This window comes from Crassaminicella thermophila (assembly GCF_008152325.1).
Taxonomy (GTDB): Bacteria; Bacillota; Clostridia; order Peptostreptococcales; family Thermotaleaceae; genus Crassaminicella_A; species Crassaminicella_A thermophila.
Map to the genome: position 1 here is coordinate 2,677,045 of NZ_CP042243.1, position 17,180 is coordinate 2,694,224.

Annotated in this window: 20 protein-coding genes; all 20 read right to left on the reverse strand. The window is 34.4% G+C overall.

Going from position 1 to position 17,180, the window contains the following annotated elements; genetic code table 11:
- Window positions 1-33: 33 nt before the first annotated feature.
- On the reverse strand, window positions 34-1,290 hold the full coding sequence (murA, locus tag FQB35_RS13550) for a UDP-N-acetylglucosamine 1-carboxyvinyltransferase (protein WP_148810384.1): 1,257 nt from the start codon (window positions 1,288-1,290) through the stop codon (window positions 34-36).
- 95 nt (window positions 1,291-1,385) lie between these two features.
- Complete coding sequence (locus FQB35_RS13555) at window positions 1,386-2,126, reverse strand: YwmB family TATA-box binding protein (RefSeq protein WP_148810385.1); 741 nt, start codon at window positions 2,124-2,126, stop codon at window positions 1,386-1,388.
- Between the two features lie 184 nt (window positions 2,127-2,310).
- Window positions 2,311-2,850 (reverse strand): YueI family protein, encoded by a 540-nt coding sequence (locus FQB35_RS13560; protein WP_148810386.1) that lies wholly within the window; start codon window positions 2,848-2,850, stop codon window positions 2,311-2,313.
- 425 nt (window positions 2,851-3,275) lie between these two features.
- Complete coding sequence (locus tag FQB35_RS13565) at window positions 3,276-3,680, reverse strand: F0F1 ATP synthase subunit epsilon (RefSeq protein ID WP_148810387.1); 405 nt, start codon at window positions 3,678-3,680, stop codon at window positions 3,276-3,278.
- A 65-nt stretch (window positions 3,681-3,745) separates the two neighbouring features.
- Window positions 3,746-5,140: a F0F1 ATP synthase subunit beta gene (gene atpD / locus FQB35_RS13570; RefSeq protein ID WP_148810388.1), complete on the reverse strand. Its 1,395-nt coding sequence runs from the start codon at window positions 5,138-5,140 to the stop codon at window positions 3,746-3,748.
- A 30-nt stretch (window positions 5,141-5,170) separates the two neighbouring features.
- Complete coding sequence (gene atpG, locus FQB35_RS13575; RefSeq protein WP_148810389.1) at window positions 5,171-6,034, reverse strand: ATP synthase F1 subunit gamma; 864 nt, start codon at window positions 6,032-6,034, stop codon at window positions 5,171-5,173.
- 59 nt (window positions 6,035-6,093) lie between these two features.
- Window positions 6,094-7,608, reverse strand: coding sequence for a F0F1 ATP synthase subunit alpha (gene atpA / locus FQB35_RS13580; protein ID WP_148810390.1), 1,515 nt, complete (start codon window positions 7,606-7,608; stop codon window positions 6,094-6,096).
- A gap of 16 nt (window positions 7,609-7,624) precedes the next feature.
- Window positions 7,625-8,167: a F0F1 ATP synthase subunit delta gene (locus FQB35_RS13585; RefSeq protein ID WP_148810391.1), complete on the reverse strand. Its 543-nt coding sequence runs from the start codon at window positions 8,165-8,167 to the stop codon at window positions 7,625-7,627.
- Window positions 8,155-8,661 (reverse strand): F0F1 ATP synthase subunit B, encoded by a 507-nt coding sequence (gene atpF / locus FQB35_RS13590; RefSeq protein WP_148810392.1) that lies wholly within the window; start codon window positions 8,659-8,661, stop codon window positions 8,155-8,157. Before atpF ends, FQB35_RS13585 begins: the two co-directional genes overlap by 13 nt.
- Before the next feature lie 39 nt (window positions 8,662-8,700).
- Window positions 8,701-8,967, reverse strand: coding sequence for an ATP synthase F0 subunit C (atpE, locus tag FQB35_RS13595; protein ID WP_148810393.1), 267 nt, complete (start codon window positions 8,965-8,967; stop codon window positions 8,701-8,703).
- Window positions 8,968-9,013: 46 nt separating this feature from the next.
- On the reverse strand, window positions 9,014-9,817 hold the full coding sequence (gene atpE, locus FQB35_RS13600; protein WP_148810394.1) for an ATP synthase F0 subunit C: 804 nt from the start codon (window positions 9,815-9,817) through the stop codon (window positions 9,014-9,016).
- A gap of 30 nt (window positions 9,818-9,847) precedes the next feature.
- Window positions 9,848-10,546 (reverse strand): F0F1 ATP synthase subunit A, encoded by a 699-nt coding sequence (gene atpB, locus FQB35_RS13605; RefSeq protein WP_148810395.1) that lies wholly within the window; start codon window positions 10,544-10,546, stop codon window positions 9,848-9,850.
- The gene (locus FQB35_RS13610; protein WP_148810396.1) at window positions 10,546-10,974 is read right to left on the reverse strand and encodes an ATP synthase subunit I; all 429 of its coding nucleotides are present in this window, start codon (window positions 10,972-10,974) and stop codon (window positions 10,546-10,548) included. Before FQB35_RS13610 ends, atpB begins: the two co-directional genes overlap by 1 nt.
- A 125-nt stretch (window positions 10,975-11,099) precedes the next feature.
- Entirely contained in the window at window positions 11,100-11,321 is a 222-nt protein-coding gene (locus FQB35_RS13615; protein ID WP_148810397.1) for an AtpZ/AtpI family protein, read from the reverse strand.
- Window positions 11,322-11,537: 216 nt separating this feature from the next.
- Window positions 11,538-12,188, reverse strand: a complete 651-nt coding sequence (locus FQB35_RS13620; protein WP_148810398.1) for a 3-oxoacid CoA-transferase subunit B — start codon at window positions 12,186-12,188, stop codon at window positions 11,538-11,540.
- 3 nt (window positions 12,189-12,191) lie between these two features.
- Window positions 12,192-12,839 (reverse strand): acetate CoA-transferase subunit alpha, encoded by a 648-nt coding sequence (gene atoD, locus FQB35_RS13625; protein WP_148810399.1) that lies wholly within the window; start codon window positions 12,837-12,839, stop codon window positions 12,192-12,194.
- Between the two features lie 99 nt (window positions 12,840-12,938).
- The gene (locus FQB35_RS13630; protein ID WP_148810400.1) at window positions 12,939-13,754 is read right to left on the reverse strand and encodes a BKACE family enzyme; all 816 of its coding nucleotides are present in this window, start codon (window positions 13,752-13,754) and stop codon (window positions 12,939-12,941) included.
- 183 nt (window positions 13,755-13,937) lie between these two features.
- Window positions 13,938-15,299, reverse strand: a complete 1,362-nt coding sequence (locus FQB35_RS13635) for an aspartate aminotransferase family protein (RefSeq protein ID WP_148810401.1) — start codon at window positions 15,297-15,299, stop codon at window positions 13,938-13,940.
- A 29-nt stretch (window positions 15,300-15,328) separates the two neighbouring features.
- Entirely contained in the window at window positions 15,329-16,612 is a 1,284-nt protein-coding gene (locus tag FQB35_RS13640; RefSeq protein WP_148810402.1) for a dicarboxylate/amino acid:cation symporter, read from the reverse strand.
- Between the two features lie 219 nt (window positions 16,613-16,831).
- Window positions 16,832-17,173, reverse strand: a complete 342-nt coding sequence (locus FQB35_RS13645) for a DUF3870 domain-containing protein (RefSeq protein ID WP_148810403.1) — start codon at window positions 17,171-17,173, stop codon at window positions 16,832-16,834.
- Window positions 17,174-17,180: the final 7 nt, after the last annotated feature.

Genomic DNA, 17,180 nt, shown 5'->3' on the forward strand with positions numbered 1-17,180 from the left:
TTATAGCTTATTAAATTTATAAAAGCGGTAAACTTATGTTTCTCTTCTAATCTTAGCACCTAAGCTACGAAGCTTATTTTCAATATCTACATATCCTCTATCTATATGGTATATATCTCCTATTTCTGTTTCTCCTTCTGCTACCATCCCTGCAAGTATCAAGGCTGCACCCGCTCTTAAATCAGTTGCTCTTACTTGGGTTCCTTGTAATTTTTCTATCCCTTGTATTATAGCACTTCTTCCTTCTATTTTAATATTTGCACCCATTCTTTTTAATTCAGCTACATGCATAAAGCGATTTTCAAAAACCGTTTCAATAACAACACTTGTACCCTTTGCTACACTCAAAAGAGTCATAAATTGGGCCTGCATATCTGTAGGAAACCCAGGGTAAGGCAAAGTTTTAATGTCTGTAGCATTTATTCCATTCTTTGCTCGTACCTGTATACAATCACCATTTTCTATGACCTCTACGCCACATTCTCTTAATTTTGCAATTGTAGGCTTTAGATGATCTGATAATGCATTTTCAACAGTTACATCTCCACCGCTTAAGGCTGCTGCAACCATAAAAGTTCCAGCTTCAATACGATCAGGTATCACTGTATGCTTTGTCCCACCTAATGCTTCTACACCTTCAATCTTTATTGTATCTGTTCCTGCTCCTTTAATTTTCGCACCTAAGCTATTTAGAAAATTTGCCAAATCTACAATTTCCGGTTCTTCTGCTACATTTTCTATAATCGTTATACCTTCTGCCATCGTAGCAGCCATCATAATATTTTCTGTAGCTCCTACGCTTGGAAAATCCAAATAAATCTTATTTCCAATAAGCCTATCTGCAGATGCTTCTACATATCCATGTCCTACATCAATCTTAGCTCCTAAAGCATGAAACCCTTTTAAATGCAGGTCAATGGGTCTTGTCCCTATAGCACAGCCTCCAGGTAGAGAAATTCTTGCTTTTCCCTTTCTCGCAAGAAGCGGACCCATTACTAAAAATGATGCACGCATCTTTCTAACCAGTTCGTAAGGTGCTTCATAATTATCAATATAGGATGCATTAATTTGAATACATCCATTTTCTACATCTCTTTTAATATTTGCACCTAAAGATGCCAAAACTTCACTAATCACCTCTACATCTTTAAGTACAGGAATGTCTTCTAAAACACAATTTTCTTGACACAATAAGGATGCAGCAAGAATTGGTAATACCGAATTTTTTGCTCCACTTACCCTCACAGTACCCTTTAGGGGAGGGCTTTTTTCTACGATGATTTTTTCCAAATATCTGCCTCCTTTAAACTTAGTATTCAATAAAACAAACTTCAATTATATTTCTACATTTTTGAAAAATTCCCTTTAGGAAATTTTTGTAAATATCAATATCCTATTGTAATCAGCGGTGTTGCAATCCATAAATATGTTTTCTTTTCATAGGAATTATATCTTAAAGCTATATTTATGTTTACTTTATGACCATCATAAGAAATATAATCCTTTATTTTTTTGCTAAATCCAACGATACTGATTATATTTTCTTCTCGAAATCCTTCTATTTCTTCAGCTTGCAAAGATTCCATTATTTTTTTTGCAACCTTTTCTTTTTCTGCATCCTCCAATTCCCCTGCATAGCTTCCTGTAATACAAGATGTTATTATTACTTTTCCATAGCTGCCTAAAGCTTCTTTGATCTTTTCTGATAAAACATTCAAATCTATAAGTTTATTTTCTACAACATCTATCACTAAATTCGTTTCCTTTATATCTTCATATTCTGTTCCTTGAACAATAATCCGAATAGTTCCTCCTTCTTCACTTTTACCTTCTATATATATTTGGGTATCTCCTTCTGCTGATGTATCTTTTAAGGTTTCATCTTTTATTTGCATTTTTTTTGCTATTTCTAAACCTATTTTTTTCCCTTCTGAAGGTGTTTTCAATACATTGTTCATATTTACATATGCATTCATATTAACTTCTTCTACAGTAGCTTCACTATTTTTAAAAGCCTTTAGCATTCCTTCTTCTTTTGTCATTGCACTAGTATTAAAAAATTGTAGACATAATATGCTTATAAATAATAATAAATGAAGACTTATTTTTTTAAATTGAGCAAACATTTTTCCCTCTCCCTTGCATACAAATAAAAAAGGGAAGAGAATAAATATTCAAATATGTTAAAGGGGGACGAAAACATATTTTTCTACCCATTCTCTTCCCTTGTTATTAAAAGTATTGACAGAGAGAAAATTGAATATACATTTAAAACAAAAATTTTTTAATAAATTTTTAACAAAGTTTATATTAATCTATTTTATCACAAACACCACATTTTACACCCATAACTCTATCAAGGAATGTTATTTCTTGAAATTCATCCACAAACAAAGGTGCTTCTTCTTTAAGCATTTGCATATGTTTTTTACATAATTTTTTATTTTTTGCATTATAAAATATATCAGGTAATATAGGCATCTGCTTAATCAATACATCCTTCTCATCAACAGCTTCATTACTTGCTAATACTAAAGCTATTTCTCCTAGTTTATTTTGTGTATCAATCATTTTATAATCTTTATCATATTTACTTGCTAACTCCATGAATTTTTCAGCAACTGTGCTTTGCACATTATCTTCTAAAATAATTTTATCCACTCTTTTATCTTTACATTTTTCTTCAACAACCTTTAATGCTTCTTTCCTGTATATTTGTTCAAAGGTTAGTGCTAAAATCACTCTTTCTCGAAACTCTCCAAGCCAATATCGCTTTTCACTCCCCTTAATCTCTGGAACCCCTGCAATTCCGTATTCTACATATTTTTCTAAATCACTTTTTTGATTCATTATCTATTTCCTCCATTACACACTTAATCTTTATTATAAACAAGCAGCTTTCCCTTTTTTAAGTTTATTATATATATTTTATCCATTTATAAACAAAATTCGCATATTCTCATTTCATATTTTAAAAAACTTTATATGGATAAGCAATATCAACATTAAAAAAAGAAATACAAAGACACGTGAATGACTTTGATAACTTTTGTAAAGCTAAAAAAACTTACTGAAATTGCATGAAAAAATACGTTAAGAACCTTCATTGTTTGAACGCAGTGAGTTTTGAAGGTTTAGTATTTTTTCATGTAATGAAGTTTAGTTTTTTCAAAAGTTATCTGGAATGAACATGTCTTTATATTTCTTTTTTAAGTTATTTCTCTATACTTTCTAGAAAATTCTAAAATCCCAAATCAAATGATTTGGGATTTTTGCTAATCTTTCTTTGCCACTCTCAATCTTGTTAAAGATCTTTGCAATGCTGCCTGTGCTCTTTTCATATCAATATCAGATCCTGGGCTTTGAAGTCTTTTTTCTGCTCTTTCCTTCGCTTTTTCTGCCCTCTTTACATCTATTTCCTCAGGCCATTCCGCTGAATCTGTGATAATAGTAGTTTTTTCCTCTTTTACCTGTATAAATCCACCTGCACATGCAGCTTCTTTATATTTTCCATCTTGTTTTATTTTTATCACACCAATTTGCAAAGGACTAACCATAAACATATGGTCTTTTAAAATCCCTTCATCTCCTTGGCTTGTTCTTACAACAAGCCGCTCAACACTACCCTCAAAAAACTTCCTATCAGGTGTGACAATTTCAAGTTCAAAAGTAGAAGCCATTTATTCACCTCCATAGCTACATACCCTAAAAGGGAATGTAAGCTGTTAGCAGTAATTAATAACTACTAACTTTCTCTCTTCGCTCTTTCAACTGCTTCGTCTATTGTTCCTACATAAAGGAATGCAGATTCTGGAAGATCATCATGTTTTCCTTCAAGAATTTCCTTAAATCCTCTTATAGTCTCTTTAAGCGGAACATACTTCCCTTCCATACCTGTAAACTGTTCTGCAACACTAAATGGTTGTGATAAGAATCTTTGTATCTTTCTTGCACGAGATACAACTAATTTATCTTCATCAGATAATTCATCCATTCCTAAAATGGCAATAATATCTTGAAGTTCTTTATATCTTTGCAATACTTCCTGCACACCACGAGCAACATTATAATGTTCCTCTCCTAAAATTGCAGGATCCATTATTCTTGATGTAGAATCTAATGGGTCAACTGCTGGATATATACCAAGCTCTGCAATAGAACGAGAAAGAACTGTTGTTGCATCTAAGTGGGCAAATGTTGTTGCTGGTGCTGGGTCTGTTAAGTCATCTGCAGGTACATATACAGCTTGAACAGATGTAATAGAACCCTTCTTTGTTGATGTGATTCTCTCTTGCAATGCACCCATCTCAGTAGCAAGGGTAGGCTGATAACCAACGGCACTCGGCATACGTCCAAGCAAAGCTGAAACCTCTGACCCTGCTTGGGTAAATCTGAATATATTGTCAATAAACAACAACACGTCTTGTCCTTCTTGATCTCTAAAATATTCTGCCATTGTAAGCCCTGTAAGAGCAACACGCATCCTTGCTCCTGGCGGTTCATTCATCTGACCAAATACCAAAGATGTCTTATCAATAACTCCTGATTCGATCATTTCATGGTAAAGGTCATTTCCTTCTCTTGTTCTTTCTCCAACCCCTGCAAAAACAGAAAGTCCACCATGCTCTTTAGCAATATTGTTTATAAGCTCCATAATTAAAACAGTTTTTCCAACACCTGCTCCACCAAACAATCCAACTTTACCACCTTTTGCATAAGGTGCAATCAAGTCTACAACCTTAATTCCTGTTTCAAATATTTGGGATGAAGTTTCTTGTTCTTCAAATTTAGGAGCCGGTCTATGAATTGGAAATCTTTCCTTTTCATTTACAGGACCTTTTAAGTCTATGGCTTCACCTAATACATTAAAAAGTCTTCCTAATGTTTCTTTTCCCACAGGAACAGAAATAGGCGCTCCTGTATCTAGAGCATCTGTCCCTCTAACAAGTCCATCAGTAGATGACATGGCAATACAGCGAACCGTATCATCTCCTGTATGCTGTGCTACTTCCGCAATAATTTTTCTACCTTCTACATTTATTTCTATTGCATTAAGCAGTTTTGGAAGATGTTCTGGATCAAATTTTATATCTAAAACTGGACCTATAATTTGAACGATTTTTCCCACATTATTCGCCATGTTCCTCACATCCTTTCTTTATGGCAAGAGCTACTTAAGCGCCTCTGCTCCACCAACAATCTCAGCAATCTCTTGTGTAATTGCCGCTTGACGAGCTCTATTGTAATTAAGCGTTAATTTTCCAATCATTTCCTCAGCGTTATCCGTAGCATTTTCCATAGCTACTCTTCTTGCCCCTTGTTCACTGGCTGAAGATTCTACTAACGCTCCATAAATTGTACTCTCTATATATTTAGGTACTATATAATTTAACAATCCTTCTGGTGATGGTTCATAAGAAACATATTCAAACATTTCTTTTTTCTCTGTTTCTTTCTTTTCCATACTCAACGGAAGGAGTTTTATTATTTCTGGTTTTTGAGAAACCGTACTAATAAATTTGGTATATACAAGGTAAACCTCGTCTATCATTTTCTTTTCATAAAGCTTTAGTACAAGATTGCTTATTTTTTTAGCATCTTCATACCTTGGAGTTTCAGAAATATTAGTAAACTCTCCATCTAATTCATATTTTCTGTTCCTAAAATAATCGCGAGCCTTTGATCCTATAGCTACAACCGATACAGAAGGCTTTTCTTTCATACCTTCTAAAGCCTTCTTTATTGCATTAATATTATAGCCTCCACACAGGCCTCTATCAGCTGTTATTACGATATAACAGCTTTTTTTCACTTCTCTTTGCTCTAAAAATTCATGCTTTAAGCCGTCAGTATTTGAAAATATATCTCGTACCGTATTTTGTATAGTGTAAAAGTAAGGCCTACTCTTTTCAGCTCTTTCTCTCGCACGTCTTAATTTGGCTGATGATACAAGTTCCATCGCCTTTGTAATTTGTTTTGTACTGTTTACACTCTTAATTCTGCGCTTGATATCGCGCATACCCATTCCTGCCATGTATTCACCTCCATACAACGGGGTCAGTCTTAAATGTTAGCCGTCGCAGGCTTTTAAGCTTATTCTTCTATTTTGAAAATTCCTTTAAATTCTTCAATGGCAGCTTTTAATTTCTCTTCAAGCTCATCGCTTAATTTTCCTGTATCCTTTATTTCAGCCCCTATCTCTGGATGGTTATTATCCATAAATGTAAAGAATTCAGACTCAAATCTTTTAATCTGTCCAACAGGAATATCTCTTAAGTATTTATTAATAGCCGCATAGATAATCATTACTTGGCGATCTACCCTTACAGGAGCATATTGAGGCTGTTTTAAAATTTCCATCAATCTTTCCCCTTGCTCAAGTCTTTCTCTTGTATCTTTATCAAGCTCAGAACCAAATTGAGCAAAGGCTGCAAGTTCTCTATACTGCGCTAATTCAAGTCTTATTTTACCTGCAACTTTTTTCATTGCCTTAAGTTGTGCATCTCCACCAACCCTTGATACAGAAATTCCAGAGTTTACAGCAGGTCTCTGTCCTGCAAAGAATAATTCAGATTCTAGGAATATCTGTCCATCTGTTATTGATATAACATTTGTAGGAATATAAGCTGAAACGTCTCCAGCTTGTGTTTCAATGATTGGTAGTGCTGTTATAGATCCACCGCCTAAATCATCATTTAATTTTGCAGCACGTTCTAACAATCTACTATGTAAGTAGAATACATCTCCTGGATAAGCCTCACGTCCTGGTGGACGGCGAAGCAATAATGACATTGCACGGTATGCCACCGCATGCTTTGATAAATCATCATAGATTATCAATACATCTTTTCCGTTGTACATAAATTCTTCACCCATAGCACAGCCTGCATAAGGTGCTATATATTGTAGCGGTGCTAATTCACTAGCTGTAGCTGATACAATAATTGTATAATCCATTGCACCTCTATCTTCAAGGGTTTTTACAATTTGTGCTACTGTTGATTTTTTCTGACCAATGGCAACATAAATACAAATCACATTTTCTTCTTTTTGGTTTAGGATCGTATCAATTGCAATAGCCGTTTTACCAGTCTGTCTATCTCCGATAATCAACTCACGCTGACCTCTACCAATAGGTGTCATTGCATCTATTGCCTTAATTCCTGTTTGAAGTGGCTGATGAACAGACTTTCTATCAATAACACCCGGTGCACTCGCCTCAATTGGTCTAAACTTTTCTGTTTTAATAGGCCCTTTTCCGTCTATAGGTTGGCCTAATGCATTTACTACACGACCTATTAAAGCTTCTCCAACAGGAACCTCAACAATTCTTCCTGTATGCTTTACTATATCTCCCTCTTTTATGTTTTCATCTGAACCCAAAAGTACACAACCTACATTATCTTCCTCTAAGTTTAGGGCCATACCATATACCCCTCCAGGAAACTCCAAAAGTTCTCCTGCCATACATTCTTCTAATCCATGGATTCTGGCAATACCATCACCCACCTGAATAACAGTACCTACATCTGTAACTTGTATCTTTTTTTCATATCTTTTAATCTGCTCTTTGATTACTGAGCTGATTTCTTCAGGTCTGAGATTCATTTTTATCACCGCTCTCCTAAACTATTATTTCTGCAAAGCTTTTTTGTAATTCATTAAGACGATTTTGTATTGTACCGTCTATCACCTTGTCTCCAATTCTTACAAGTATTCCTCCGATAATGGATGGGTCAATTTCATTTTTAAGCTTTATTTTCTTCCCTGTCATAGCAGAAAGTTTGTTTTCAATCTTTAACTTATCTTCATCTTTTAAAGGAACTACAGTAACAACTGTACCTTCCACAATATTGTTATGATCATTGGCTAAACGGCCATATTTATTGACAATTCCTTCAAAAGCTTTTGTTCTTCTTTTATCGATAAGAATTTTTAAAAAGTTCATCAATTCTATACTTACTTTGTCTTTAAAAACTTCTTCAATTACTTTCTTTTTTTCTTCTTTATTTATTTGAGGTGTATTATACAATTGATAAAATTCAGGATACTTTTTAAAAGTTTCTAATACAAAGGTTAATTCTTCTTTTATTTTTTCAAGTTGATTCCCTTCAACGGCTACTTCAAACAGAGCCTGAGCATAGGTTTTTGCAACTAATTCTGCCATCTGGCGTCCCCTACCTCATCTATGAATTCTTTTATTAATCCATGATGCTTTTCTTCATCAAGGCTTTTATCAATAATTTTTCCAGCAGCCATTATAGCTAGACTAGCTACCTCATCTTTTAACTGATTCATGGCTTTTTCATTTTGTCTTTTTATTTCTGCTTCAGCTCTTTCCATCATCTTAGCAGCCTCTTTTTGTGCTTCCTTAATAATCTCTGAAGCTTTCATTTCTGCTTTTTTGGTAGCCTCTTTTATAATTTCTCTTCCTTCTTCTTCTGCAAAGTCAAGCTTTGTTTGGTATTCTTTCATTCTACGCTCTGCTTCTTTATTTTTTTCTTCAGCTTCTTTCATTGATGCAGCAATACCATCTTGCCTTGCCTGCATAAATTCACTTACAGGCTTGAAGAGTACCTTTCTCAATGCCAAAAACAATATAATTGTATTTACAATTTGAAATACAAAAGTCCAGCTAAATTCCACTAATCCTGCCTTCATAGCTTTATACTGCCTCCTTTCTGAAAAAATAATTTCAGACTATAAAAGGTTGATTAGTGGATTTGCAAATAACAAGATCAACGCAATGATCAATCCGTAAATACCTGTTGTCTCTGCAACAGCTGCTCCAAGAAGCATTGTTCTGATAATATCTCCTTGTGCTTCAGGCTGTCTTCCAACTCCCTCTGCTCCTTTACCTGCAGCGTATCCTTGTCCAATACCAGGTCCGATACCTGCTATCATTGCTAAACCTGCTCCAATTGCAGAACATGCTAATACTAATGCTCTTCCTGTAATAGGTTCCATATGTATATTCCTCCTTCATTTTTACAAAATATTACAAATTTTAAATTTATAAAAGTTTTATTAATGGATTTGCAAACATAAGCACCAAAGCAATAACTAAAGCATATATTCCTGTTGTTTGTGCTACTGCCTGACCAAGAATCATTGTTTTAATAATACCTGATTGCAATTTTGGCCTCTTTCCAGTAGCTTCTGTTCCCTTTCCTGCTGCATATCCTTGCCCTATTCCTGGACCTATACCTGCTATCATTGCAATACCAGCACCTAATGTTGATGCTGCTAAAACAATAGCAGCTCCATGTCCAGATACCAATGGATTTGCATACATTAAAATCAAGGAAATTACCAATGCAAATATTCCTGATGTTTGTGCTACGGCTGATCCTAACAGCATAACCAATGTTGATGGTCTAGATCCATCAGGATTCATACTTGCCGCTTCTGCACCTTTCCCTGCTGCATATCCTTGTCCTACTCCAGGACCTATACCTGCTATCATTGAAATCCCAGCAGCTATGGCAGATACAGCAATAACCAAACCATCTCCTTCTTGTACTACCAATGGATTTCCAAATAATAAAATCAATGCAATTACCAATGCAAGTATTCCTGATGTTTCTGCAATACCTGCTCCTAATAACATAATCATTGTAGAATGTTTTGCAGCTTTTGGATTTATACTGGTTGCTTCTGCTCCCTTTCCTGCTGCATATCCTTGCCCAATCCCTGGACCTATCCCTGCAATCATTGCAAAACCTGCACCAATTGCTGATGCCGCAAGGATTAAAGCTTTTTTATCAAAGCTTAAAAGCCAATTTAAAAATAAAACGATAAAATTGGTATTCTCCATCTGTTCACCTCCTATTCAAGTTGAGATGGATTAATCCATAGCGATGGAAACAAATACCATCGTTAGCATTGAGAATATAAATGATTGTAATACACCAGCAAACAAATCAAAATATAGATGCAATGGTGCTGGAATAGCAGCTTGGAATATAGGTATACCAATTCCCAGCTTTAAACTTAAACTTTGAAGCCCTCCATATAATAAATTCATAATGATAAGGCCTCCTACAATATTCCCAAAGAGACGGAATGATAGTGAAATTGGTGTCGCTAACTCCCCAATTATATTTAAAGGTAACATTACTGGAAATGGATCTAGAAAACCTTTCAAATAACCTCCTACACCTTTTCTCTTCATTCCAAAGAAATGAATCATTACAAATGTAATAATCGCAAGTCCCATGGTCGTATTGACATCTGCTGTAGGTGGTCTTAATCCAAATAGCCCTGATAAGTTTGCACATATCAGATATATAATGATTGTGCCTATATAGGGTGCAAAAGCAATTTTGTCCTCACCCATGGTTTGAGCTGTAAGATTGTAAATGCCATCTACCAATAACTCAACAGCATTTTGTAATCCTTTTGGTACACGCTCAAATTTTCTTGTCACAATAAATGAAAATCCAATGAGCAGGACCATTATTAACCATGTGTTGGTTACTGTTTCTGTAACCGGAATTCCTCCAGGTAATGTAAAAACAATTTTGGGACCAAATCCTCCTTCCACTACTCTTCCTCCTTCCTTATAAAGATTCTTTTAAAATATGATTTATCATTAAATAGGTTTGTAGCGAGAATAACTACTTTAATCATCACTAAACCTATTATTACCCCAACTACATTTAAATAATCTGCTTTTATACCAATAAAAATTACAATGCCGTTTATAATAAATCTTATAAAATATCTGCTAGATGCATAAACTTGTGCTTGTCTTGGTGCCATGCACACAGCTTTTTCCAGCGTTAATGCCAAGGTTCTAAAGTTTAGCATACTAATAAAGGTTCCAAACACCAATCCTAAAATCATAGGAAGCGGATTTTTTATGAAAACTGCAAATCCAACAACAATAACCATCATCGCAATTGTTGTAATTTTAAAAATCTTAAGCTGTAAGTTCCATGTATACCCCAAAGGTTTACACTTCCTTTCCATTTTAACTACCTCTATAACAAAATCATAGCAACAGCAAATATACCAAAATATTGCAACGAGAAATTGCTTCTATCTTCCAATTTCAAATGAATTGTAATATTGTGACATTTCAATGTAAAAATTTTTTATTTTTTCTTTATATCTTTCATAACGATCTTATATACATTCAAAAAAGAAGATGCCACTCCCAACAATATCCCTACAATTAAAAAAATATGATTCGTTCCCAGTTTTTCATCTGCCCAATTTCCTAAATAAACAGCAGCAAGAATTGGTACGATCATCGCAACGCCTATGTAAGTGAGGAGTGAAAGATTCCTTAAAATACGTGTATAGTTTTTTTGCATGAAAAAAATTCTCCCCCTTATATCATTATACCACTTATTTGAAAATATACAATATATTAAATATACAAGTATGCAGTAATTTTTTGTAAATAACGCGTTGGAAATTTTCATTAGATTCAGAATAAAATTTATTATAGTATAATTCTATCCCTTTTTCCTATTTCCTTCAAGCTTTTTAAAAAAAGCAGCCCCTTATTTAGAGCTGCTTTCTTAAAATTATATCTCCATTTTCTTTAAATCATCTGCAATTATTAATTCTGCTTCTGTAACTTTCTTTACATCTTCCAATGTAAATTCAGGGTTGATTTCTGTAAGTACAATTCCTTTATCCGTTACTTCCATTACACCCATTTCTGTAACAATCATATTTACTTGCCCTTCTGCTGTGAGAGGTAGAGTACAATCTTTTAATATTTTTGCTTTTCCTTTTGCCGTATGAGTCATAGCAATAATTACTTTTTTGGCTCCAACAACTAAATCCATAGCACCGCCCATACCTGGTACCATTTTTCCTGGAACCATCCAATTTGCAAGATTTCCTTTTTCATCTACTTGCAAAGCACCGAGAACTGTAACATCTACATGTCCTCCTCTTATGATACTAAAAGACATGGCACTATCGAAGAAAGCTGCCCCTGTTAATGCTGTTACAGGCTGCCCTCCTGCATTTACTAAGTCCATATCTTCCTCTCCTTCTTCAGGTGCTGGTCCTAATCCAACAAAACCATTTTCAGATTGGAAAGTAATGTCTACTCCTTCTGGAATGTAGTTTGCTACCATTGTAGGTAGTCCAATTCCTAAATTTACTACGTCACCATCTTTTAATTCTCTCGCTACTCTTTTTGCAATAATCTCTTTTACGTTCATGTACTACACCTCCACAATGTAATCTACGAAAAGTGCTGGAGTCATTACATCATTTCCATCGATTTCTCCGACTTCCACAATTTTTTCTGCTCCTACAATCACTACATCAGCTGCAGTTGCAATGAGTGGGTTGAAGTTTCTAGTTGCTTTATTATAGTAAAGATTTCCTTTTTTGTCTGCAATACTTGCATGCACTAAAGCAACATCAGCTCTTAATGGCTTTTCTAAAAGATATGTTTTTCCATCTACCTCAATTTTTTGTTTTCCTTCTTCAACAACAGTTCCAACTCCTGTTGGCGTTAATATTCCGCCAAGTCCGTTTCCACCTGCTCTAACCTGTTCAGCAAGTGTTCCTTGAGGTACTAATTCTACCTCTAATTCTCCTTCATTCATTTGTCTTCCACATTCAGGATTCAATCCAATGTGAGAAGCAATCACTTTCTTTACTTGTTTATTTGTAACCAATTTACCAATTCCTCGATCTGGCCACCCAGCATCATTAGCAATAATCGTTAAATCCTTTACTCCTTTTTCAACCAATGCATCCATAAATTTTTCTGGAGTACCACAAGCCATAAATCCGCCGATCATAATCGTCATGCCATCTTTTATATGACTCATCGCTTCTTCTAATGTTACAACTTTGTTCACAAAAAACACCTCCGTAAATTACCCTGCCTAGCCAATTTCATTTTACCATATAATTACTACCAATTGCTCATTTTATTATTCATTTTCTACATTTTTTTATTATAATCCTAATATTTTTCTTGCTTCATCAGGTGTTGCAATTTCCCTTCCTAGTTCTTTTGCAATTCTTACCACTCTTTCTACAAGCATTGCATTACTTGCTAATGTTTTTTTGTCGTATTTTATGACATCTTCTAAACCTGTTCTTACATGGCCGCCAAGAAGTATTGCCATTGTAAGCATTGGTACTTGAGAACTTCCAATTCCTGATACATTAAATGTAGATCCTTCTGGCAAAATTTCTACCATGTGTAGTAAATTCTTCGGATTTCCTGCAATAGCTCCTGGTACATTCATAACAAGATTAAAATGAAGGGGCCCTTTTAGGATTCCTTTTTTCAATAATCTCTTTGCATTATCAATCATCCCAACATCAAAGGCTTCAATTTCTGGTTTGATTCCATTATCATACATTTTCTTTGCTAAAGCTTCAATTAAATCTGGTGAATTAGCATTTACGCTAGTTGGGAAGTTTGAAGAACCAGTCGATAAACTCGCCATTTCTGCATTTTTTAAATCTAGCATTTGACCTCTCCATGCAATGGTATTTTCTCCCCCTCTTGCTCCTGTTGACACCTGCTTGATTATATCTACTCTTTCAGCATCTAATCTGTCTAATACTTGTTTAAATAAAGCACGATCACTCGTTGGTTTTCCTTCTTCATCTCTTACATGAATATGTGCAACAGATGCCCCTAATTCCCTACAAGCTTTAATATCTTCTACAATTTCATCTATTGTAATCGGTGTATTTGGATTTAATTCTTTTGTAGGAACATTTCCAGTATGTGCAAGGGTAATGATTAATTTTTCCATTATTTTCTCCTCCTGAATATAATTGTCTTTTTCCTACAGATGGAAAATCTCTTGTGTTGAAAGGCCGTAAAACTCTCAACAACAAGAGAAATATTCCCTGTTTCAAACAATGCCCAAATTTTAAATTTCGCCCATTAAATTTTAAAAAAATTCGCCCATTAAACTTTAAAAAAATATTGATTATTAAACGTTAATCATTTCAACTGTTTTTTGAATTCCTTTTTCTAATGCATCAAAATATGAATCTACTTCTTCTCTTGTTATAGTAAGTGGAGGCGTTAATAAAACATGGTCTCCTCTTACCCCATCGACAGCTCCACCACCAGGATATATGACTAACCCTTCCTCTAGGCAGTTTACTGTAAGGATATTCTTTACTTTATCGCCTACTGCAAACGGTTCTTTTGTTTCCTTGTCTTTAACAAACTCTATCCCATTCATTAAACCTCTACCTCTAATGTCTCCTACAATTGGATACTTATATAATTCTTGTAATCTTTCCTTAAAGTACTCTCCCTGATTTTTAGCATTTTCAACGATATTTTCTCTTTCCATAATTTCCATAACTTTTAATGCGATACCACAAGATAATGGATTAGATGCATACGTATGTCCATGAACAAATTCTCCAGAACCTTCAACCATTATTGTATTAAAGATTTTTTCAGATGCTACAGTTGCTCCAATTGGTGTATATCCAGCTCCCATTCCTTTTGCACAACACAAGATATCTGGAACTATATTGTACTGATCTATAGCAAATTTTGTACCAGTTCTACCAAATCCAGCCATAACTTCATCAACAATCAATAATACATCATATTTATCACAAATTTCTCTTACCATTTTAAAGTAAATTGGATGTGGATTTACCCCTGGTGCTGCAGAACCCACTACTGGCTCTGTAATGAAAGCTGCAACATTTTGAGGACCTTGCCTTAATATTTCATATTCTAAAGCTTCAGCAGCCTTAATAGCTGTTTCTTCTTCTGTTTCACATCCCCATGGATTTCGATAATGATAGAACTGAGGAATCTTAGGAAATTGGATTAGCATAGGATCATATGGCTTTCTTCTTCCTGGAATACCCGTCATAGATAAAGAACCTAGTGAATTTCCATGAAAAGAATTCCATTTTGTTATTACTTTCCACTTACTAGTATTTTGCCCATCTCTTTCAACAAAGTATTGTCTAGCCATTTTCATCGCAGTTTCAGTTGTATCTGAACCATCTGATACAAAATATACATGATTTAGATCCCCTGGTGCCCACTCTGCAACTTTTGCTGCACATTCTTCTATAGTATCAACAGTCCATCTTGAAAGATGTGTAAATGCAACTCTTTCAATTTGTTCCTTTGCAAATTGAGCTATTTCTTTATTCCCATGACCAATATTAACAACAGATGAGCCTGAACATCCATCTATATATCTTTTTCCATTTTCATCATATAGGTAGATCCCTTCTCCTCTTACAATTTTGGGATAATGCCAGTTTTGACTTCTGTAAAATACATTATTTTTAGGTGCTTTATTCAAACTCATTTCCAAAACCCCCTTCTTTATTTTTAAAATTAAGCAGCTTTATTTTGTTTCGCAACAATCGCATCATTATTAAATTTTCTTCTATCTAAATCCCCTTCCATACCTGCAACAGTAGTAGCCACAACTAAGTCACCAAGTGCATTTGTAGATGTATGTGCTTGGTCTACAATTCTGTAAATTCCTGCAACCAATGCAATTCCATCTAGTGGTAATCCCATACTTGTAAGAAGTGCAATACTAATTAAAAGTCCTACTTGTGGTACAGCTGCACAACCTACAGAAAGAAGTGTCGCTTGTAATACTAGTAATGCTTGCATTTTAAAGCTTAAATCAATACCATAAATTTGTGCTGCAAACAAAACGATAATACCAAAGTAAATAGATGTACCATTCATATTTGCTGTAGCTCCTAAAGGCAATACAAAACTTGCATTTTCTTTTGGTATCCCAAGCTCTTCATCTGCAATTCTCATTGTCACAGGAAGGGTTGCCATAGAACTACATGTACTAAAAGCAACTAACCAAGTTTGGAATGCTTTTTTGAAGAATTTGATTGGATTTACTTTACCAAATACAGCTAAAACCAAACTATATACAACTGCAATATGTATAAAAGATGCTAGATAATCTGTAAGGATGAATTTTGAAATTGGTCCGAATATGGCCAATCCGAATTTTGTAGTAGCTTTTGCCATTAAACCGAATACACCGTAAGGCGTAAATTGTACCACAATATCTGTAATCTTAAACATTACTTCAGAGGCTCTATCAATCAAATCAATAACAGGTTCTCCTCTTTCTCCCATCATAAGAAGTGCAGCTCCAATAAAGATACTAAACGATATAATGTGTAACATTTCTCCTTTTGCCATAGATTCAACTGGATTGCTTGGAAAAAAGTTTAAGATTGTCTCAGCAACTCCCGGAAGCTCTTTTACTTGTACTTCACTAGCTGCCTCTCCTAGGGTTATACCTGCTCCTGGATTAATGATATGTGCTAAAACAAGTCCAATTGTTACCGCACAAAACGCTGTTCCAAAGAATAATATAATTGTCTTAATCCCAATACTTTTAAGCTTTTTAAGGTCTTTTAAGTTTGCAACGCCACTAATAATTGAGAAAAATACCAAAGGTACAACAACCATCTTGATGATTCTTAAAAACAAATCTCCTAAAAGAGAGAATACTGGTATCATCTTTACTACAAAAGCGTTGTCTTCTCCTCCTATAGAACTAAAAATAAATCCTATAACAGCTCCAAAAATGAGCCCTAAGAAAATTTTGTGAAATAATTGTAGTTTGAATTTTTTCATCAACTTTCCTCCATTTCTTGATAATTTTTTGTTTGTTTATTATACTTTACCCTTTCGCCCTCCTTTACTTCATTGATTTTGATAAAACTTTTGAAGTAATGCAATCTATGAAAACAAAAAATCCAGTACAATAACGCTATATAAAACATTGCGCATTTGTACTGGATTTCACTCACTAAGTAAGAATGGGTTACATTATTACTGTAAGTAAAGCAGTTTTTATTTATTTGTATTTTCATTTCTCCATGTAATATACTTTTCATAAGTGCCTTTAATAGCCACACATATAGCCTTTTGTGATGATCCATGAAATCGATACTTTACCTTTTTAATCAAAGCTTCAATGCCATTCTCATGAAGATTATAACCTACAAGAACCTGCTTTAAAAAGCTTCTTGCTTCCTCTGTAATAAGCGTACAGGATGTATCTTCAATGATTCCTGTGTCTATATTGATAACCATCCCAACCCCTACAACTCTATGCATATTTGCTGCAGAAATCTCTGTTGGCAACTTAGCATAGGAAATAAAGTAAACTGTATTTTCACTATATCTCTTCATTTCATCA